This is a genomic window from Rhodoferax sp. (genome assembly GCF_044236835.1).
Classification (GTDB): domain Bacteria; phylum Pseudomonadota; class Gammaproteobacteria; order Burkholderiales; family Burkholderiaceae_C; genus Allorhodoferax.
In genome coordinates this window covers 63845-84491 of the sequence record NZ_JBIIGC010000013.1, presented here as the reverse complement: position 1 = coordinate 84491, position 20647 = coordinate 63845, and the positions used below count along the sequence as shown (strand labels likewise).

Sequence of the window (20647 nt, the reverse complement as noted above, 5' to 3'; positions counted from 1 at the left end):
CGCGCTACCAGCGCAACGGCCCACTAAATCTTAAGCATCGACTTGATCGCATTTTGCAGGCGTCTCGCGTCCGCCGGATCAAACGGCCCTGCCAACACCGCTGCAGTATCTTCCACCCAAGTTTGCGCCGGTGCGGGGTCGTTGCGTCGGGTCAACAACTGCAGCTGAAGCATGCGCCGCTGCGCCAGTTGTTGGGCTGGGGTCGGTAACTCGGTGGCGATCTCTAAGCGCAGCAACGCGGTTGCCGGGTCAACCCCTTTGGTGGTTGTCAAATCGCCCGCAATTGCACGTTGCCAAAGCGCCCGGGCCTGCGCGTTCACCCGCGCACCGAGATCCTGCAGACTGGGAAACTGTTGCGCATCCCGGCTTTGCCAGCAGTTCAGCAACTGGGTGAGGGCCTCGCCATGGGCTTGGGACGCGAGCTTTTTGAGCGCCTGATGGGCGTTGTCCATCGCTTCGCGCTGGGCACGAAACGCGAAGTCGCCCAAGCGCGCCGGTTCAGCAAAGCCCGGGCCGCGACCACGGGCATCTTCTCGCTGGGAAAACGCAGGCTTACCGGGCCGATCACCACGGGGGCTCTCGCTGCGCCCCATGGGCTTGGCACCGCGTCCTTGCGCTGTCGCTGGTGCCTCCGATCTCATTCCGGGGCGGTCATCACCGCGTACCGCCCGCACCGGCTTGGCTGCTGGAGATGTTGCAGCAAGGGGCGCAGTGGGCGCTGCAGGCATTGGCAACGGCGTAGCCGTTGGGGACGCCGCAGCGCCGGCTGGCGTTTCTTGCGCGCGCACTGCGGCATCTAGGTCAGCAATTGCTTTACGGATCGCGGCTGCATCGCCAGATGCGGTGGCCACTCCCAGCGCTTTGGCGGCATCCAGCACGGCCTTGTCACGCTCACCCAAGGCAGCCTGCGTGCGCTCACGCTCGCTCGCCTTGCGGCCAAAGGCTTCATCGATAGGCTGGCGAAATGCGTCCCACAACTTTTGGTCCAGGCGGCGCTCCAGTGGGACGCGGTGGGCCTCGGCCTGCCAGCGCTGCTGCAGGGACTTGACAGCATCCAGACGCAAGACCGTCGCAGCGCCCAAGGTCTGGGCTTCCTCGATCATGGCCTGACGCTGGGCCACGCTTTGGGCCTGGAGTTCCTCCAGGGGCGCGGCAGCAAATGAGATGGCCTCTTTCCATTGGGGTTGGAGCTCGGCAAACAGCTTTTCGCCTACATGGCCCGCATCGCGCCAACGCTCGCCAAACTGTTGCAACACCCGCCCAAAACCCTTCCAGTCATTGTCTAAAGCAGTGCGGTTGGCCTCGGCCCAGGCCCGAACTTCCGCAATCAGCGCCAGCCGCTGCGCCTTGTGCTCGGCCGCCTGCGTGCGCACCTGCTCCAACCAGGCCTCCACCACCTTGTGCGCATCGTTGCAGGCGGCGTCAAACCGCTTCCACAGGCCGTGGTTGGGTACCCCGCCCTGGTCGGTTTGCTTCCATTGCTCGCGCAAGGCGCGCAGCTGCTCTTGCATCTTGCGCCCCCCCATGGCCTGACCTTGCGGTCGCTGCAGCAAACCCTCGGCCTTGGCCACCAACTCTTCGCGCAGCTGGTCGGCACGCCAGCGCTGCCACCCCTCGAGCTCGCTTGCGGCAGCCAACACATTGTTGGCACGGCCTTCCGTCTTGGCGTCCAACAGCTTGCCATGCTCTTTGAGCACTTGGCGCAAAGCCGCCGAGGCACCTGCAGACGCCTTGCCGTGGCCCTGTGCGACCTCTTGCTCAAGCTTCTCCAAGGCCTCGCTGACCGCGGCATGGGCCTGGGCACGCAACTTCGGATCCACCTGCGGCTTGGCGGACTTGGTCGAGGCCTCGCTGCCTGCTTCGCGAGCAGCGCGCAACCCTTCGGCCCAGGCGGGAACCGATGGCAAGGGCGCGTTGGGATCGTCGGCCGCGGCCACAGCCAACGCCAACGCACCCTGAAACGCACCCCAAACCACCAACAACTGCGCGCGCGATGCGTCCAGCAAAGGCGGGAACTTCAAGTCCACGCTGGCCCAATTCGGGTTGAGCACCAACTCAGAGGCTTGCGTTTGCCAGCGCTGAACGTCGGTCTGCAGGCTGTCCATGGCGCTACGCGCATCGGCCAATGGTTTGGTGGACAGGACTTCAATACGCTGGGCAAGCAAGACGGCTGCCTCGCGCTGTACTTGGACTTGGTGCTGCAGGTCTTCGATTCCGCGCACACGCTCGGCGATGCGGGCTTTGAGCGAGGCCAAAGGTTCCTTGCTTAAGGGCGCGCCTGCTTTTGCGGCATCGCGCTGCCAGGCCATCGCATCGGCAATGTTGAGCTTGCCCACTGCCAGCAAGGCCTCGGCCTTGCTGGCCCAGTCGGTGGCCAGCGCTTCCTGACCCTTGGCGCGCTTGGCTTCGTCGAGTTTTTCACGCACCAGCTTCGCCGCGCCTTTGTCCTTGCTGCTGAGCTCTCGGAAGACTTCGGCGAGGTGCTCGGCTGCCGGTTCGGTGTCAACCCAAGCTTTGATCCGGGCAGAACGTTCCGCTGACGTGGCTGCAGTGAAAGCCCCACCTGTCAAATCATCCAGGTTGTGCATGGCAAGTGTTTTTGTGGGGTGGGCGGTCGTCACAGTGGGCTCGAGTCCGAAAAACGAAAGACCGCGCATTTTCGCAGTGATTTGCGCAGTGATTAACACAATGTGAGGACGACAAGGGCAATTTTGTGGCTTGCGGCGCGAGAGCAAAGACTGGCATCAGCACGCCAAGAATCCGTGACTGGTCACCCGCCAACAGCGCATGGGCAGGCTCGTTAACCGACGACAGCGACTCTCCATAGATCAAAAACCGGCTAACTAGTCTAATTTTTATTGTTGACTCGTTATATTGCGCCCACCTAGAATCCCGGGCATCGGCCCCAAGCCGACTCGCGCGGCCCCCGGGCCGCTTCGCTGCCGAACCCGGCATGTTCAAGTCGCTGCATATGTCAAGACGACGCCGCAGGACATTGATAGCGTACCAACCCAACCCGGCACGCTTGCGTTGCTCTCTTGCCAGCCCCTGCGGTCTGAGTGCAGCACAAACCTGCCAACGAAGGAGGTGCTATGACAGTTGCCAATCCGTTCAAAAAGATCACCAAGGTCTTCCCAGGTGTTTTGACCCGTGGATTCTTTGCACTCACCCACAGTGGCTTCACGCTGCTAGGTTTGGGCGTGGTTTTTGTGGCCATCACCCTGCTCGCCCGGCCTGAGCTGCGCGAGGCCAGCGAAACTGCCCTCATTAGCTGGCTGCAAGATCGCCAAGTTGCGCTGGATGGTTTCGCCCAGGACGCCGATGCGGGCGAACGCGCAACCGCTGCCAACCCCAAGGACTTACCCAAACCACAGGCCGCAGTGGCCTACTGGCTAAGTCGGAAGTACCGGGTCGCGCCAGAGCCCCTGAGCGCGTTGGTCGTGGAGGCGTTCGAAACCGGCAAGAAAGTCAACGTGGACCCCGAGCTGATTTTGGCCGTGATGGCCATTGAGTCTGGCTTCAATCCATTTGCCCAAAGTCCCATGGGCGCCCAAGGGCTGATGCAAGTGATGACCAAAGTGCACAGCGATAAGTACGAGAGCTTCGGTGGCCAGCTGGCAGCTTTCGACCCCTTGAGCAATCTGCGCGTGGGTGTCAGGGTCTTAAAAGAGTGCATCGCCCGAGCTGGATCCGTAGAAGGTGGCCTGAAACTCTACGTGGGTGCAGCCAACCTGGAGGACGACGGCGGGTACGCAGCCAAGGTGATGGCTGAGTACGCCCGCATCCAGCGCGTGGCGGCGGGCCAGCCAGCAACTCCCGATACGGCTACGCCGACGCCCTCCCAAACCACGGGCGGCGAGCGACTTGCCAGCTTGGTGGGCAGCTAGTTCTTGCTCGGTTAGACTCTCGCCGCTTCGGGCCACCGGCGGGTGGCTTCTCGGCCTGGCAGCCACGACGCTGCCGCTCAATCCTGCGAACCGCCACCGACATCTCCCCTGAAAGACCGCCATGTACGACCGCCAGACCCTGATTGCCCAGACAGACCCCGAACTGTGGGCCGCCATCCAGGCTGAAAACGCCCGCCAGGAGCACCATATTGAGCTGATCGCCAGCGAGAATTACGCGTCCCCTGCTGTGATGGCCGCACAGGGCAGCCAGCTCACCAACAAGTATGCAGAAGGCTATCCTGGCAAGCGCTACTACGGCGGTTGCGAAAACGTCGATATCGCTGAGCAGTTGGCGATCGACCGCATCAAGCAGCTTTTCGGCGCAGATGCCGCCAACGTTCAACCGCACTGTGGCGCCTCTGCCAATGAAGCCGTATTCCTGGCGTTCTTGCAGCCTGGCGACACCATCATGGGCATGAGCCTGGCCGAAGGCGGCCACCTGACGCATGGCATGCCGCTCAATATCAGCGGCAAGTGGTTCAAAGTGGTGTCCTACGGTCTCAACGACAAGGAAGAAATTGACTACGAAGCCATGGAGCGCACCGCCCACGCGACCCGCCCCAAGCTGATCATTGCTGGCGCCAGTGCCTACTCGCTGGCAATTGATTTCGAGCGCTTCGCGCGGGTGGCCAAGGCGGTCGGCGCGATCTTCATGGTGGATATGGCCCATTACGCGGGCCTGATTGCTGCCGGTGAATACCCCAACCCCGTGCCGCATGCTGATGTAGTCACATCTACCACCCACAAAAGCCTGCGTGGGCCGCGCGGCGGCATCATCTTGATGAAGTCCGAGTTCGAAAAGGCCATCAACAGCGCGATCTTCCCCGGGCTGCAGGGAGGACCCTTGATGCATGTGATTGCTGCCAAGGCAGTTGCTTTCAAAGAGGCGCAAGGTCCCGATTTCAAGCGCTACCAGCAGCAAGTTAGGCGCAATGCCAAGATCGTTGCCGAAACCCTGGTGGCGCGCGGGCTGCGCATTGTCAGTGGGCGCACCGAAAGCCACCTGATGTTGGTGGACCTGCGCGCCAAAGGCATCACTGGCAAGGAAGCCGAGACCGTCTTGGGCCAAGCCCATATGACGATCAACAAAAACGCTATCCCGAATGACCCGGAAAAACCAATGGTGACCAGCGGCGTGCGCATCGGGACCCCGGCCATGACCACACGCGGCTTCAAAGACGAAGAGGCCCGTGCCACCGCCCACCTGATCGCCGATGTCCTGGACAACCCGCGCGACGCCGCCAACATCGAGGCGGTACGTGCCAAGGTACACGCCCTGACCGCCCGCTTCCCGGTCTACCGCTAGGGCACTGCGCGATGAAATGTCCGTTTTGCGGTCATCCGGAGAACCAGGTGGTCGAAACCCGGGTGTCGGAGGACGGCGATTTCATCCGCCGCCGGCGCCAGTGCGGCGCCTGTGAAAAGCGCTTCACCACCTACGAGCGCCCCGACGTCAACTTCCCGTCCATCGTCAAGAAAGATGGGCGCCGGATCGAGTACGAGCGGGCCAAGCTACTCGCGTCCATGAACCTGGCGTTGCGCAAGCGGCCTGTGAGCATCGAGCAAATTGACACGGCCGTGGAGAGAATCGAAGAGAAGCTTCTCAACCTGGGGCTGCGCGAGGTGCAGAGCAACCGCATTGGGGAACTGGTGATGCGCGAGCTCAAAAAGCTCGACAAGGTCGCCTACGTCCGATTCGCGAGCGTCTACCGCAATTTTGAAGACATCGACGCCTTCAAAACCCTGGTAGACGAGGTCAGCCGATAAGGCTCAGGCGCAATTTCCCACCGACGCGGCATCGACCCGGGCCCGGCCACCGGGGCTGATCACCACTTTGCGCAATTCCACCTCGCGGCCAGCGGGGCTGCAAACGGTGAAGGTGCCCGACTGGAACGCGCCCGACAGGTGCGCACTCACCCCCATGCCGGTGTAGGAGACGTAGTTCGCCACCGCCGAGTTGCCCACAATGCGAACCTGGGGTGCCTCGGTTTGGCGCTGCAGCACCAACTCAGAAGGGTCCACATTGGCGTTGTTGTTTGCATCCAGAAACACCAGCCAACCCTGCTCCCAACCACCCGCATGCGTGCACGTCGCACCATCGCGCGACTTGCACAGCACCACGCGCATATTGCGCATCACTGCCTCACGGCGGGTGAACAACACGCTGTTGAAGAGATTGTTCGTTGCCGTTTTGAGCTGCAACTGGGTTCTGAATGCCGCCACCGAGGGTATGGCCACCGTGAGCAAAACCGCGACGATGGTGCCCACGACTGCCAACTCCACCAAAGTGAAACCTCGCACCCGCTCCAAGCGTTGTGAGCGGGCCAAAACGTGTGCCTTGTTGAGAAGAATGCGGGGAGTGGTTGGCTGCTGCATCGTGGACCTCCGGAAGGCATCCACTGTCGGCAAGCAAGTCGGCGCACCGTGAGCACAGTGTTCGACAGAGTGCAATGGCAATTTGTCCGGCGTGACCAATTCCACGGCTGGGCGGTTGAGTTTGGCGGATGTGCGGTTGCACCACACCGGTCATGGCAGCGAACCGGGCTCTAACATCCGCCCATGAATTTGAACTGCAAGGGTGATCGAGGTCGGCGCAGGCACGACGGCTTTTCCATGCTGGAAGTGCTGGTGTCCGTCGTGATTTTGTCGGTCGGCATTTTGGGAGTCGTCGGCTTGCAGGCGGCCGCGCTCAAGGCCAACCGCGAGGCCCTGAACCAGTCGTCCGCCTCGCGCTACGGTCGCGAAATCATCGAGATGATGAAGGGCAACCCCAGCATCGCCGGGGTGACCACGGCAGCAAACAACCCCTACCTCATCAGCTACCAGGCCGCAGTGGACGACCTCGACACCTTGGCTGCGCAATCCACCGACTGCTTCACCGGGGACTGCACCACCACTTCGGACGCCGCTGCCCGCACAGCCATTGCACAGTGGCAGGTGCGCGACTGGCTGTACCGGCTGAACCATGAGATCCCTGGCACCCGGGTAGAAATCTGCTTTGACGCAAGTCCGTACACCAACACCGGCATGCCGGAATGGGACTGCAGCAACACCGGCACCGTCGTGGTCGTCAAAATGGGATGGACGCGCCGCGCGCTCAACAGCGCCGCCGGGGCAGCGCAGGCCTTCGATCTGGCCAACACACCCGCAGTGGTGCTCCCAGCTGCGTTCTGATCTGTCTATGCAAGTCCGCACAGCAGCTCGCAGAATCCATCTCGCCGGCTTTAGCCTGATCGAGTTGATGGTGGCACTGGCCTTGAGCGGCCTGATTGCCCTGGCCGCAATTGCCTCGCTGAGTGTGGCGCGACAGGGCTTTAGCTCGGTGGATGTGTCCTCGCAGCTGCGGGATAACGCCCGTTTCGTCACCGAGACGATCCAGCGCGTGGCGGTGCAAGCCGCGTTCCAGGACGCCAGCTTTGCCGCCGCATCCGATTTGACCGGGTTCACGGGCCTGGGCGGAGGTGGCGTGACACCCAACATCTTGGGCGCCAACAACCAGTTGCTGAAAATCGCATCAACCACGGACACGCTGTTGCTTGGCTCGGACTTTGTGAGCCGCGTTGGCGCCAGCCAAGGCGACAGCAACTGCGTAGGCACGGCCGACACGGCGTGCAGCAACGGCAGCGATGTGCTGATCGTGCGCTACCAAACCAGCGCTGTGGCGCCTGGCTCCACCGTGGCAGACGGCGCCATGGTCAACTGCGCTGGCCTCGCTGAAACCGCCGTGCCCACTACCGCCAACGACCGCATGACCAGCGTGTTTCATGTGGCCAAACCGCCCAACAGCGCCGAGCCCGCCTTGATGTGCTCGTACTTCAGCCGCAGCGACAACACCTGGAAGAGCGAGCCGCTGGTGGAGGGGGTGGAGAGCTTCCAGGTGTTGTACGGACTCGACGGTGCCGTCGGCGCACCCAATACGGCGTTCACCACGGTCAATCCAGATGGCGTTGCCGACCGTTTCCTCAACGCAAGCCAAATGGTGGTAGCGAGCGACCCCGACTCGGCCGCCAGCTACAGCAACTGGATGCGGGTACGTAGCCTGCGCATTGGCCTGGTGCTGCGTGGCCCGCCCAGATCGGCACCCGTGGCGGCTGGCACATTGTCCACCCGCTGCCCGCTGGGCTACCTGCGACCCGACCTTTTGATACCGCAAGACCTGAACGGGCAACCCGCACCGATCGCGACCGACTGCATCGATCCGCCATCCAACGGGGACTCAGAGCTCACATCCCAGGGTTCGGAATTTCCGCGCAAGGGCGCATTGATTGACGACGATGGCCGCTTACGCCAGGTCATCACTTTCACTATCAATGTGCGCAACGCCCAGTAAGCCCCAACGGGTACCAAAGACCGTGCAAACAACCGCGTCCACGCCAATCCCACCTCGTAACCCGAGCACCCAGCGCGGCGCTTCGCTGCTGGTGGTGGTCATGATCCTGATCATCGTGTCCATCCTGGGCATCGGAGGCGCACAGATCGCTTTGATGAGCGAGCGTGGGGCCCGCAACGACACCGCGCTGCAATTGGCCTGGCAGTCGGCAGAATTGGGGCTGATGGACGCCCAAGTGGACATCACCACCGGCACCCGCGAAGGCGTTTTTGTGACCGACAACCAATTGGCGTTTGTTGCGGGCTGTGGCGCTGCTGACACCTCCGGCAGCGGCTTGTGCCTACCAAGCGCCGGCAGCAAACCCGCCTGGCTGGAGGTGGACCTGCGCTCAGACGACGGCGCCTACACCGAGTTCGGCGCGTTTACCGGGCGGTCCTTCAACGCTGGTGACACCGGCATCCAGCCCGCGCAGGCACCGCGCTACGTCATTGAAATCCTCGACGACCCGGACGTCGGGGGCAACTTGGCGATCGGAAAAGGTAAGCGCTACATCTACCGCGTCACCGCCATCGGATTTGGGCCGCGTGCCGACATCCATGCGGTCACACAAATGGTCTATAGGAAGGAATAAAGGCATGGGCAAGCTCGCACTAACCTTTGCCCGCGTGCGCGCCATGGCACCCAGAAAACTGGCATGGATAGCAGTGCTACCCCTGGTTGCACTCTCCTGGTTGGCAATCGGCCAATCCACGCCCTCGGCGCACCCCACCATCCCGCTGGCCTCGGAGCCGCTCTACGCCCGTGGCACCCGCGACAAACCCACGTTGACGCTGGCGCTGTCGGTGGAGTTCCCCACCGTCGGGGCGCTCTATACCAGCCCATTCAGCGCCACCAACGATTTCACCTACAACCCTGACACCGAGTACGTGGGCTACTTTGACACGGAGAGCTGCTACGTCTACAACAACGCACCCACTGAAGTGGCCAGCACGGACGTCAACTACAGCAATTACAAACGCTTCGACCGATCGGGAGCCGCCAACAAACGCCTCTGTGGGGGCACCGGTTTCAGTGGCAACTTCATGAACTGGGCTACCAGCTCAGCAGTCGACATCCTGCGCATGGGGCTCACCGGCGGAGACCGCTGGATCGACACGGCCAATCTCACCATCCTGCAGCGCGCCATATTGCAGAGAAACGAGATGTACAACGACAGCTACTTCCCGTCCAAACGCCTGGTCAGTACCCATGCAAGTGGTGCTGTTCCTGCCAGCTTGCGGGGCACCCACACGGGCGACATATTCATCGCAAATTGTCTTGACAGGGTTCACTTTGGCACCAGCCGGACCGGCAACTGCACCAACCCCGGCAACAACGCCAACCTGGGCGTGGCAGGTGGCACCGCTGGCACCACAGCACTGGCCACTGAAAGATTCTTTTTCACCCGCGTGCAGGTATGCAATGCGGTGGGCAACCAGTTGCAGGATACGCGCCAGTTCAATGGCGACAACTACTGCGTCAAATACCCCGCAGGCAACTACAAGCCGGTGGGCAACCTCCAAAAGTACAGCGACGCGATGCGGGTGGCGGTGTTTGGCTACCTCAACCAGAGCGACAATGCGCGCTATGGCGGTGTTTTGCGTGCGCCGATGAAGTACGTGGGCCCCACCCAGTTTGACAGTTACGGCGTGCAGATGCCCGCCAAGAACCCCCAGGTGGAGTGGAGCGACCAAACCGGCGTCTTTGTAGCCAACCCCTTGGGCGACGCCTCGGGCATCAGCGGCGTGGTGAATTACATCAACAAGTTTGGCCGCACCGGTAACCCCACTGGGATGTACAAAACATTCGACCCGGTGGGTGAGCTGTACTACGAGGCACTGCGCTACTTGCAGGGGCTAGGCCCGACCATTGGCACCACAGAAGCGACCAGCCCCACTTTGCACGCCCTCAACACCTCCGACAGCACCATACTTGCGCGAAAGGACGGATTTCCGGTGTACGAAACCTGGACCGATCCGCACGCAGGAGGCTCCAGTAGCGGGGACTACACCTGCCTGCGCAACAACCTGTTCACGATTGCCGACATCGGAACGCACGCCGACAAGTACATCCCGGGCAACACCCGAGCCAACACCAACGATGAGGTCCGGCCCGCCAGTGTGGCCAACAACGAGCCCGATTTTGTCTACTGGACCCGGGTGGTGGGGGCCTTCGAAGCGGGGGCGGCCATTGAATACAAAGTGGGTCCCGAGTCGAGCAGCCGCACTGTCAAAACCTACAACCCCAACCCAAGCACCGGCAACTACCAGCGTTACACCGACTTCTATGCCAGCGCCAGCAATCATCTTGGCACCCTGGGCACCGGCGCGGGCTCAGCCGCTTTCTACATCGCAGGCATGGCGTACTGGGCCAGAACCCACGATATACGCGGCAGCGATTGGACCGCACAGCCCAGCAAGCAGCGCCCCGGCATGCGGGTCAAGACCTACGTGCTCGACGTGAACCAGAACGCGTCGAGCAGCGCAACCGACACCCGTCGCAAAAGCCAGCTCTTTCTCGCTGCCAAGTACGGTGGCTTTGCCGACGAGTCCGGCATTGGCAACCCCTATCTAACAAAGGACCCCGCAGGCGCCGGCATTGCGGCCCTATCGGACACCACCGACGCCAGTGCAAGCACCAAGTACCTGGCAAACAACGCTGTCTGGGACAAGTCCAACATCAACTACTTTGACCCCACCCAGCCCGGTGAAGCTGGCAGCCATTTTCTGGCCAGCGATGGGCGGGCGGTCCTACGCACCTTGAACAACATTTTTGCCACCATCGCCCGCGATGGTTTCAGCGTGGCCGGTGGTGCTATTTCCACCCAACGGCTGACCTCGGTGGGTGGTTTTGTGTACCAAGCGCTGTTCGATGCGGCAGACTGGACCGGGGACTTGGTATCGCAGTACGTGCGGCTCACCAACAATGTGGTGAGTGTTTCCAACGGTTCCCTGTCTGACCCCCACCAATGGCACGCTGCGGGCAAACTCAACGCACGCATCGCGGCCAAACCAGACGCATCCTGGCGCAATGTCGTCGTTGGCAAAAGCAGTCCCACCGCCAGCGCCACGGCCACCGCATTCCTCTGGAACGAGGTCGACACCGACGTACAAACCGCCTTGAGCAAGGCCACGCCAAGTGCCAGCGCCGACCTACGGGGTCAGGACCGCCTCAACTACATCCGCGGAGTGCGCACGCTGGAGGGCACGACGGTCGATGGCACGGCATTTCGCAAGCGCGGCGGCCTGTTGGGCGACATTCTGAACTCCGGCGTCGCCTACTCTGGTGCGCCCACGGCCAACCAAGCGGGCGCGGATTACAAGAAATTCTTTGACGACAACAAGAGCCGCACCAAGGCCTTGTTTGTGGGTGCCAATGACGGGATGCTGCATGCCTTCAACGCGGCCGACGGCGAGGAGTTGTTTGCCTACATCCCCAGTTGGGTGGTGAAGAACCTGCCAGCCCTCACCTCGCCGAGCTACAACGCCGGTGGGCACCAAAGCTATGTGGACGGTACGCCCGCGGTCAGCGAGGCTGAAGTGGGCGCGCCGCCCAACGCTTGGAAAACGGTTCTGGTCTCTGGCACTGGCGCTGGGGGCCAAGGGGTCTTTGCACTCGATGTGACCAACCCCGACAGCTTTGACGCATCCAAGGTTATGTGGGAGTTCACCGACCGCGATGACCCCGACCTGGGCAACGTGATCGGCCGTCCGCAGATCCTGAAGTTCCGCACCAGCGCGCCCGGCGCCAGCACGCCCACCTTCAAATGGTTCGCCGTGGTGCCCAGCGGGGTCAACAACAATGCCAACGACGGCTATTTCAGCACCACCGGCAAGCCCGCCTTGTTCTTGCTCGACCTGAGCAAAGGCGCCGCAGTCGCCTGGCAGGAGGGGGTGAACTACTACAAGGTGTCGTTGCCTGCGGGTTCGACCACCATGCCTTCTGGATTGGTCAACTTTTCAGCCACCGGCGGCTTGGCAGGTGAAGTGCAGCAGATTTACCTGGGCGATCTGCAGGGTAACGTGTGGAAGCTGAACTTCGCGGGCAACGGCACAGCCGGCTGGAACCTAGACACCCTGTCCTTCTTCAAAACCGGCGGTGCAACCCCCGCTGCCTTGCCATTCTTTGTCGCCAAGGACGACTCCGGCGTGGTGCAACCGATCAGCGCTGCGCCTGCGCTGACCCGCGGGCCCAACGGCGGAGTGATTGTGTTGGTGGGCACCGGAAAGTACCTGGAGACCGCCGACAACGTGGTCAGCAGTACCACCCAGAAGCAAGCGGTGTATGCCCTGCTCGACACCGGCAGCCCCGTCGCAGACTCCGCCACCCCCAGCAGTGCCATCTCGGGGCGCGGCCGCCTCAAGAAGGGTACGGTGACGAGTTCCACCGGCGCGGTGAGCACCGATGCTTTCACATGGGGCCGGGCCACCTCAGACACCGATGCGACCTTTCGCTCTGGCTGGTATGTGGAGTTCCCCAACCGGGGCGAACGCCAGGTCAGCGGTTTCGGTGTCCTGGGCACCAAGCTGGTGTTTGGCAGCCTGATTCCGCCAGACCAATTCACCGACCCGTGCGGAACCGGCTCGGGATACCAATACTTTGCGAACCTGGCCACGGGCACCGGCAAGCGCAACATCTCCCAGGTGGGCCTCTTGGGCGAGCCCTACGTTCTGGAGCTGGGTGAGGTCGACATTTCTGTAGCCAACGGCACCGGCAGGCGAAAAAGAACCACCAAGGGCCAAATCTTTCTGCAAGGTTCCGAAGGTATCCAAGTGGTCGTGGGTGACGGCGCGGGTGGCGCGTTCTCCAATGACACCATCATCGGCAGGTTAAGCTGGCGCCAGATTCCCAACTATGCAGAACTCCGGAGTGAAGCAACACCATGACGAGAAACTGTGAGCGCGGATTTACCTTGGTCGAACTCATGGTGGCGGTCGCCATCGTAGGCATACTGGCCGCGCTGGCCATTCCCAGTTACAACGACAGCGTGCGCAAGGGCAAGCGCGCCGAAGGCCGCGCGGCGTTGATTGACCTGTTGCAACAGCAAGAGCGCCACCTAGGGCAGTACGGCAGCTACGGCGCGTTTGTCGACGGCACCAGCACCGTGGGAGCGCGCTTCAAGGTGTTCTCTGGCGGCAATGCGGCAAGCTCCGCCTACCTGCTGCAGGCCAAGGAGTGTGCGCCGCCCAACAACAGCCTACGCATCTGCGTGCAATTAGAAGCACTGCCCCAGTTCAATGATCCCGAAGCCGGAATTCTCTCGGTCAACAGCACGGGTGTCAGAGCTTGCACCGGCACCAACCCGAACGCATGCTGGTGAGCCACGCACCCAGCCAGCGCCACGCTGGCTACACCGTGATTGAGCTGCTGGTGACGGTGGCCATCATCGCCATTGCGATGATGATCGCCGTGCCAAGCTTTATCGAATTCCGGCGTGGCGCAGCCTTGTCATCTGCCGCCAGCAACCTGGCTGCGGCGCTGAACAACGCACGCTCCGAAGCAATGGCCCGCGGCACCCGCACCCGGGTGGTGCCCGCCGGCCCCAGCTGGGCCAGCGGCGTCGTGTCGTTTGTTGACCTCGATGGATCGGGTAACCCGTCGGAACAAAACATCACGCTGGCGCAACAACCTGCGGTTCCCGGCTTCCTGTCGATCTCGGGTCCCGCGGTGTTCCAGTTTGAACCCTCCGGCTTTGCATCCGTGCTCTCGGGCACGCTGTCGCTCAAGCGCAGCGACGTTTCTGAGGCCGACGAACTCCGGCAGACCCGCAGCATCGATGTCGCCCGAACCGGGCGCATTAGAGTGTGCACACCCACCTCCACGCCGGACCCCTTGTGCCCCGTAGCCGACGACCCCAATTGACTACCTCCCATCCCCTGCTGATCCAGGCCCTCGAACTGGCCACGGCCTGTATCAACCTGACCTCACCCAACCCCCGCGTTGGCTGCGTGATTGCCAGCACCGACGGCAAGGTGCTCGGCCAAGGACACACCCAGCGCGCGGGCGGCGCGCATGCCGAAGTCGTGGCCCTGCAAGATGCGCAGCTGCGCGGCCATGCAGTGCGGGGCGCCACCGCCTACGTCACACTGGAACCCTGTTCGCACCAGGGTCGCACCGGCCCCTGCTGTGATGCCTTGGTGCGCGCTGGCATCGCGCGGGTGGTCGCATGCGGCACCGACCCCAACCCCCAAGTGGCAGGCCAAGGGTTCACCCGGCTGCGCGCCGCTGGCGTTGCGGTCGAGGTGCTGCCCGTGGGCGACCCACTCGCGCAGGCGGCGCGTACGCTCAACATTGGTTTTTTTAGCCGCATGCTGCGCAAAACCCCTTGGGTGCGCATGAAAGTGGCCGCTTCCCTGGACGGCACCAGCGCCCTTCCCAATGGCACCAGCCAGTGGATCACTTCACCAGAAGCGCGCGCCGATGGCCACGCCTGGAGGGCCCGCGCCTGCGCGGTACTGACCGGCGTGGGAACTGTGCTGCAAGACCGTCCCCGCCTGGATGTGCGACTCGTGCCCACGCCACGCCAACCCCAGCTGGTGGTGGTGGACAGCCGCTTGCAAACGCCCGCCGATGCGGCACTCTTCAACGTTGCCGACCGCCAAGTCACCCTGTACGCCGCCGCGCCCGAGCTCGGTTTGGACGCGGCACTGGAGGCACGCGGAGCCACCATCGTGCGGCTGCCGGGGCACGGACCCGACGGCCAAGCCACTGGCAAAGTGGACCTGGCGGCCATGCTCGCTGACCTGGCTCAGCGCGAAGTGAACGAGCTGCATATCGAAGCAGGGCACCAACTCAACGGCTCCTTGCTGCGTGCCGGCTTGGTGGACGAGCTACTGGTGTACCTCGCCCCGAGCCTGCTGGGCGACGGTGCGCCCATGGCCAGCTTTGGACCGCTGGCTGCGCTCGGCCAAGCCCTACCGCTGCAGTTCAAGTCGGTGGACTTGGTAGGCCCTGACCTGCGGATACGGGCGGGCGTCGCCGGGCGCGATGTCTTTTAGTCGCCGTTTCTACCCCTATGCCCGGGGATGGCCCCAAAGCCTGCGAAAATGCGCCGATGTTCACAGGCATCATCACCGGCGTAGGCCGCATCGACACGGTCAGCGCCTTGGGCGCATCGGCAGCCCATGGCAAGCGACTTGGCATCACCTGCCCCTCGCACTACCTCGATGGTGTCGGACTAGGTGACAGCATTGCAATCAACGGAGCCTGCATGACGGTGACCGAACTGGATACCGATGCGCAGCGTTTTTGCATTGACATCTCCGCCGAGTCACTGGCCTGTACCGCCGGCCTGGACGCACTGGGCAGCGTCAACCTGGAAAAAGCCCTGCGGGCCAACGACCGGCTCGGCGGCCACCTGGTCTCGGGCCATGTGGACGGAATCGGGCAAGTCACCCACTTTGCGTCAGTGGGAGAGAGCTGGGAGCTGCGCCTGCTTGCACCGACCGCACTGGCCAAGTTTCTGGCCTTCAAGGGCTCCATCACCGTCAACGGGGTGAGTCTCACCGTCAACCAGGTGAGCGACCGTACCGATGGCTGCGAAATCAGCATCAACCTCATTCCTCACACCGTGGATAACACCGCCCTGCACACGCTGCAAGTGGGCAGCGCAGTGAACCTCGAAATCGACCTGATCGCTCGGTATGTGGAGCGCATGCTCAGCGCGCCCGCGGCTGCGCCCTAACCTTTTTTGCCACCACCCATGACCGAATCTGTGATTGCCGCCGTGCCCCCTGTCCCCGCCAACCCACCAGTGGCCCCCATCGCACCCATCGCGCCGGTAGAAGAAATCGTCGCCGAGCTGCGCGCAGGCCGTATGGTGATCTTGGTGGACGAGGAGGACCGCGAGAACGAGGGCGACCTGGTGCTTGCAGCCGACCATGTCAGCGCCGACGCCATCAATTTCATGGCGCGCTTTGGCCGGGGCCTCATCTGCCTGACCTTGACCCGCGAGCGCTGCGAGCGCCTCAAGCTGCCACCCATGGCCGCGCGCAACGGCGACAAAAAGGGGACGGCTTTCACCGTGTCGATCGAGGCCGCCGAGGGCGTGACCACTGGCATCTCCGCCGCCGACCGTGCACGCACGGTGCAAGCAGCGGTGGCCGCCAAGGCAGTTCCTGACGACCTGGTGCAACCAGGCCATGTGTTCCCCCTGCAAGCCGTCGATGGCGGTGTGCTGATGCGCGCCGGCCACACCGAAGCCGGTTGCGACCTCGCCGCCATGGCCGGGTGTTCGCCCGCCTCGGTCATTTGCGAAATCATGAACGACGACGGCACCATGGCCCGCCTGCCGGACTTGCAAGTTTTTGGAGCCTTGCACGGCATCAAGATCGGCACCATCGCCGACCTCATCGAATACCGCAGCCGCGTGGAGTCGCTCATCCAGCCCATTGGCAGCCGCAGCCTGCAGACCGCCGCTGGCGAGTTCACCGCCCACGCGTTTCGGGACACGACCGGCCAGGGCATCCACCTAGCGCTGGTGCGCGGCCAGTGGGGCGCAGATGAGAACGTACCGGCGCGCGTCCATGAGCCTTTGAGCGTGCTCGATGCCCTCGAGCGCGGCCGCACCATGCACTCCTGGAGCCTGGACGCCGCCTTGGCCCATGTGGCCGCCGAGGGCAAAGGGGTGGTGGTTTTGCTCAACTGTGGTGAAAGCGGCGAGCAATTGCTGGCCCAATTTGCAGGCACCGCGCAGGCGGCGCAAGCGCCGCAGCGTGGGCGCATGGACCTGCGCACCTACGGCATTGGCGCCCAAATCTTGCGCCAGTGTGGTGTGCACAAGATGTCCCTCATGGGCAGCCCGCGCCGCATGCCAAGCATGGCCGGCTACGGCTTAGAGATCACCGGCTACATCCGCCAATCCACCCCCACCTGAAAAAAGAGATTCCCATGTTTGGAGCAGACAAAGGCCATGCCGCCCAAGGCGACCAGCGCCTCAATGGCAAGAAGCTCAAGATCGGTATCGTGCAAGCCCGCTTCAATGCGGCCATCACCGACGCGCTGGCCGCAGCCTGCCTGGCCGAGTTACGCCAGTTGGGCGTGGCCGACAAAGACATCGACCACATCACCGTCCCAGGCGCACTCGAGGTGGCGGTGGCGCTGCAAGCCCTGGCCGAAAAATCGAGCTACGACGCACTCATCGCGCTGGGCTGCATCATCCGCGGCGAGACCTACCACTTCGAGCTGGTCGCCAATGAATCCGGCGCAGCAGTGACCCGGGTTGCGCTGGACTACCAGTTGCCCATTGCCAATGCGATCCTCACCACCGAGAACTTGGAGCAAGCCGTGGCCCGCCAAACCGAAAAGGGCGTCGATGCTGCGCGCGTGGCCGTCGAGATGGCCAACCTGCTGGAGTCGCTCTGATGGGTGAAACTGTGCACCCTGCTGGCAAGGCTAGGCCACCGCGTCAAGCCCGCACCGGGCTGACCGCCACCGGCGCCCGCAAGGCCGCCAGCAAAAACCCCCGCAGCCGCGCCCGCGAGTTTGCCTTGCAAGGCCTATACCAAAGCATTGTCGGTGGTAACCCGATCGACCAGGTGGACCCGTTCACCCGCGACCTCGCCGGGTTCGGCAAGGCGGATGCGGTGCACTTTGACGCGCTGCTGCACGGTTGTGTAGCGCAGGCCACCGAGCTTGACGCGCTACTTACCCCCTTGTTAGACCGCCCACTGGCGGAAATCTCGCCGATTGAGCGGGCGGTGCTGTGGATTGGTTGCTACGAGTTCATGCATTGCCTCGACGTGCCCTGGCGTGTGGTCATCAACGAGTGCGTGGAACTGGCCAAAGAGTTCGGCGGCACCGACGGCCACAAGTACGTCAATGGTGTGCTCAACCGGCTGGCGCCGCGCCTGCGTGCCGCCGAGGTGGACGCCGACCGCCGCACGGCCTGAGCCCGCGCATGGACTTGGCAGCACCATCCGCCCTGCGCATCTCAGACCGCGCACAACGGATCGAGCCGTTTTATGTGCTGGAGGTGGCCAAGGCCGCTGCCGCACTGGCCCAGCAAACCAGCACCACCGACGCGCCGGTGGTGTTTCTCAACATCGGCGAACCTGACTTCAGCGCCCCGCCCTTGGTGCAAGAGGCTGCAGAGCGCGCCATCCGCGCCGGCCACACGCAGTACACCCCTGCCACGGGCCTGCCGCAATTGCGTGAGCGCATCAGCGCTTGGTACACCAGCCGCTTTGGTGTGCAGGTGCCGGCCAGCCGCATCGTGGTCACCGCCGGGGCGTCCGCCGCTTTGCATCTGGCCTGCATGGCCTTGATCGACGCCAACGACGAAATCTTGGTACCCGACCCCAGCTACCCCTGCAACCGCCAGTTTGTCAGTGCCGCAGGCGGCGTGGCCGTGCCTATGCCTGCCGGCCCCGTACAGCGCTTCCAGCCCAGCGCCGCCCAAGTGCATGCACACTGGGGCGAACGCACCCGTGGCGTGCTGCTAGCCTCACCGTCCAACCCCACCGGCACCTCCATCGACCCCGACGAACTGCGCCGCATCCATGCACTGGTGCGCGGCCGCGGCGGCATCACCTTGGTTGACGAGATTTATCTGGCGCTGAGCTTCGATGCGCGGTTGGGCCAGACGGCCTTGGCCATTGACGAGCACATCATCAGCATCAACAGCTTTAGCAAGTACTTCAACATGACTGGCTGGCGCCTGGGCTGGATGGTGGTGCCCGAGGTGCTGGTGCCGGTGATTGAGCGCTTAGCGCAGAACCTATTCATCTGCCCCAGCAGCATCGCCCAGCATGCCGCCCTCGCCTGCTTCGAGCCAGAGAGCCTGTCCATCTACGAGGCCCGCCGCGCGGAGTTCCGAGCCCGCCGCGACTACTTCATTCCCGCGCTCAATGCCTTGGGCTTGCGCGTTCCCGTGGTGCCCGACGGCGCGTTTTATGCCTGGGCCGATTGCAGCGCCGCGTGCGCCAAGCTAGGGCTGAAAGACAGTTGGGATTTCAGTTTCGAGGTGCTGCAGCGTGCCCATGTGGCCATCACGCCCGGGCGCGACTTCGGCAGCGCCGAGACGGCACACTATGTGCGTTTTTCCACCGCCAGTTCCATGGACCACCTGCAGACTGCGGTCGCGCGCCTGGGCGCGCTGCTGGCCTGAAGGTGCTCCGCTCCGCCCCACAACACCGTACCCACTATGAACCAAGACATGTCAATCCTTCACCTGGTGCTCAATGCCAGCCTGGTGGTCCAAGGCGTGATGCTGCTGCTGTTGGTGATGTCCGTGGCCAGCTGGGCCGCCATTTTTCGCAAGCTGTTTGCGCTCTCCAAAGTCAAGGCACGCAACGAGGAGTTTGAGCGCGAGTTTTGGTCGGGTGCCACGCTCAACGAGTTGTTCAACACCGCCACCAAACGCGCCAGCGAGGGTGGGCCCATGGAACGCATTTTTGCCAGCGGCATGCGCGAGTACCAAAAGCTGCGCGAGCGGCGTATTACAGATGCGGGCACCCTGATGGACGGGGCCCGCCGGGCCATGCGCGCGAGTTTTCAGCGCGAGATGGACGCTGCTGAATCCAACCTCTCATTCCTCGCCTCGGTGGGTTCGGTCTCGCCGTTTGTGGGGCTGTTTGGCACCATCTGGGGCATCATGCACGCCTTCAACGGCCTGGCCTCGCTGGAACAAGTCACTCTGGCCACCGTGGCGCCCGGTATCGCCGAGGCGCTGGTAGCCACCGCCATCGGCCTGTTCGCCGCCATCCCTGCGGTGGTGGCCTACAACCGTTTCGCGCGCGACCTGGACCGCATCGCCATTCAGCAAGAAACCTTCATTGAAGAGTTCAGCAACATCTTGCAGCGCAACGTCAGTGCGCAAGCCGCACCAGCCCCCCGCTAGTGCGCCACCGGAGACCTACGCATGCCAGCAGTCCTGCACCGCGGCCGCAGCCGCCGCGCCATCAACGAAATCAACATGGTGCCCTTCATCGACGTGATGCTGGTGCTGCTCATCATCTTCATGGTCACCGCGCCGCTGATCACGCCCAGCCTGATCCAGCTCCCCAGTGTGGGCAAGGCCGAACGCGCGCCCGACCAGATCATCCAGGTGCTGGTGGGCAAGGACGGCGAACTCGACCTCAAAACCAAGGACCAAACCACCCGAATGAACCTAGAAGCCCTGGCCGCTGCCGTTCTGCGCGCCCAAACCGGTAGCGGCGGCACCCCCTCCGGCGGTAGCGGCGCTGCGGCATCCGCCGGCAAGGACGCCGCAGTGGTCATCAGTGCCGACAAAGGCACCCGCTACGAGCACGTGGTGCGGGTGATGGACACCTTGCAACGCGCCGGTGTGGCCCGCGTGGGCCTGTCGGTGCAAGTCGTCAACTAAGGAAGC

General features: G+C 63.2%; 19 protein-coding genes. 17 read left to right on the top strand and 2 right to left on the bottom strand.

The annotated features are described in order from the left end of the window. Positions 1-23 precede the first annotated feature (23 nt). Positions 24-2588, bottom strand: a complete 2565-nt coding sequence (locus ACILRC_RS10585; protein WP_395669331.1) for a DUF349 domain-containing protein — start codon at positions 2586-2588, stop codon at positions 24-26. Positions 2589-3092: 504 nt separating this feature from the next. Between ACILRC_RS10585 and ACILRC_RS10580 the strand changes: the two genes are divergently transcribed. The 3 genes from ACILRC_RS10580 to nrdR all read left to right on the top strand — a co-directional run bounded on the left by ACILRC_RS10580 (position 3093) and on the right by nrdR (position 5714). Further along, positions 3093-3887: a transglycosylase SLT domain-containing protein gene (locus tag ACILRC_RS10580; RefSeq protein WP_395669330.1), complete on the top strand. Its 795-nt coding sequence runs from the start codon at positions 3093-3095 to the stop codon at positions 3885-3887. Positions 3888-4008: 121 nt separating this feature from the next. Beyond that, positions 4009-5253, top strand: coding sequence for a serine hydroxymethyltransferase (gene glyA, locus ACILRC_RS10575; protein WP_395669329.1), 1245 nt, complete (start codon positions 4009-4011; stop codon positions 5251-5253). A gap of 11 nt (positions 5254-5264) precedes the next feature. Then, positions 5265-5714: a transcriptional regulator NrdR gene (gene nrdR, locus ACILRC_RS10570; protein ID WP_395669328.1), complete on the top strand. Its 450-nt coding sequence runs from the start codon at positions 5265-5267 to the stop codon at positions 5712-5714. Positions 5715-5717: 3 nt separating this feature from the next. Here nrdR and ACILRC_RS10565 read toward each other — a convergent pair whose 3' ends face one another. After that, the gene (locus tag ACILRC_RS10565; protein ID WP_395669327.1) at positions 5718-6323 is read right to left on the bottom strand and encodes a GspH/FimT family pseudopilin; all 606 of its coding nucleotides are present in this window, start codon (positions 6321-6323) and stop codon (positions 5718-5720) included. Positions 6324-6506: 183 nt separating this feature from the next. Between ACILRC_RS10565 and pilV the strand changes: the two genes are divergently transcribed. Genes pilV through ACILRC_RS10495 form a run of 14 tightly spaced genes read left to right on the top strand, consistent with a single transcriptional unit; the run spans position 6507 to position 20641 of the window. After that, on the top strand, positions 6507-7121 hold the full coding sequence (pilV, locus tag ACILRC_RS10560; RefSeq protein ID WP_395669326.1) for a type IV pilus modification protein PilV: 615 nt from the start codon (positions 6507-6509) through the stop codon (positions 7119-7121). A gap of 7 nt (positions 7122-7128) precedes the next feature. After that, a complete protein-coding gene (locus ACILRC_RS10555; RefSeq protein WP_395669325.1) occupies positions 7129-8277 on the top strand; it encodes a PilW family protein in 1149 nt (382 codons plus the stop codon). 22 nt (positions 8278-8299) lie between these two features. Then, positions 8300-8908 carry a PilX N-terminal domain-containing pilus assembly protein gene (locus ACILRC_RS10550; protein WP_395669324.1) on the top strand — a complete coding sequence of 203 codons (609 nt, stop codon included), beginning with the start codon at positions 8300-8302 and terminating at the stop codon, positions 8906-8908. A gap of 4 nt (positions 8909-8912) precedes the next feature. Then, positions 8913-13202, top strand: a complete 4290-nt coding sequence (locus ACILRC_RS10545; protein WP_395669323.1) for a pilus assembly protein — start codon at positions 8913-8915, stop codon at positions 13200-13202. Then, positions 13199-13636 (top strand): type IV pilin protein, encoded by a 438-nt coding sequence (locus tag ACILRC_RS10540; RefSeq protein ID WP_395669322.1) that lies wholly within the window; start codon positions 13199-13201, stop codon positions 13634-13636. Before ACILRC_RS10545 ends, ACILRC_RS10540 begins: the two co-directional genes overlap by 4 nt. Further along, entirely contained in the window at positions 13633-14178 is a 546-nt protein-coding gene (locus ACILRC_RS10535; RefSeq protein ID WP_395669321.1) for a GspH/FimT family protein, read from the top strand. The genes ACILRC_RS10540 and ACILRC_RS10535 overlap by 4 nt, the downstream gene beginning before the upstream one ends. Beyond that, entirely contained in the window at positions 14175-15314 is a 1140-nt protein-coding gene (gene ribD, locus ACILRC_RS10530) for a bifunctional diaminohydroxyphosphoribosylaminopyrimidine deaminase/5-amino-6-(5-phosphoribosylamino)uracil reductase RibD (protein WP_395669320.1), read from the top strand. Before ACILRC_RS10535 ends, ribD begins: the two co-directional genes overlap by 4 nt. A 56-nt stretch (positions 15315-15370) precedes the next feature. Further along, a complete protein-coding gene (locus ACILRC_RS10525; protein ID WP_395669319.1) occupies positions 15371-16000 on the top strand; it encodes a riboflavin synthase in 630 nt (209 codons plus the stop codon). Positions 16001-16018: 18 nt separating this feature from the next. Further along, the gene (gene ribBA / locus ACILRC_RS10520) at positions 16019-17191 is read left to right on the top strand and encodes a bifunctional 3,4-dihydroxy-2-butanone-4-phosphate synthase/GTP cyclohydrolase II (protein WP_395669318.1); all 1173 of its coding nucleotides are present in this window, start codon (positions 16019-16021) and stop codon (positions 17189-17191) included. Between the two features lie 14 nt (positions 17192-17205). Then, positions 17206-17679 (top strand): 6,7-dimethyl-8-ribityllumazine synthase, encoded by a 474-nt coding sequence (gene ribH, locus ACILRC_RS10515; protein ID WP_395669317.1) that lies wholly within the window; start codon positions 17206-17208, stop codon positions 17677-17679. Next, positions 17679-18206, top strand: a complete 528-nt coding sequence (gene nusB / locus ACILRC_RS10510; protein WP_395669316.1) for a transcription antitermination factor NusB — start codon at positions 17679-17681, stop codon at positions 18204-18206. The genes ribH and nusB overlap by 1 nt, the downstream gene beginning before the upstream one ends. Before the next feature lie 32 nt (positions 18207-18238). Then, the gene (locus tag ACILRC_RS10505; RefSeq protein WP_395669357.1) at positions 18239-19423 is read left to right on the top strand and encodes a pyridoxal phosphate-dependent aminotransferase; all 1185 of its coding nucleotides are present in this window, start codon (positions 18239-18241) and stop codon (positions 19421-19423) included. Positions 19424-19459: 36 nt separating this feature from the next. Next, positions 19460-20155, top strand: a complete 696-nt coding sequence (gene tolQ / locus ACILRC_RS10500) for a protein TolQ (protein WP_395669315.1) — start codon at positions 19460-19462, stop codon at positions 20153-20155. A 21-nt stretch (positions 20156-20176) separates the two neighbouring features. Then, complete coding sequence (locus tag ACILRC_RS10495; RefSeq protein ID WP_395669314.1) at positions 20177-20641, top strand: biopolymer transporter ExbD; 465 nt, start codon at positions 20177-20179, stop codon at positions 20639-20641. Positions 20642-20647 lie beyond the last annotated feature (6 nt).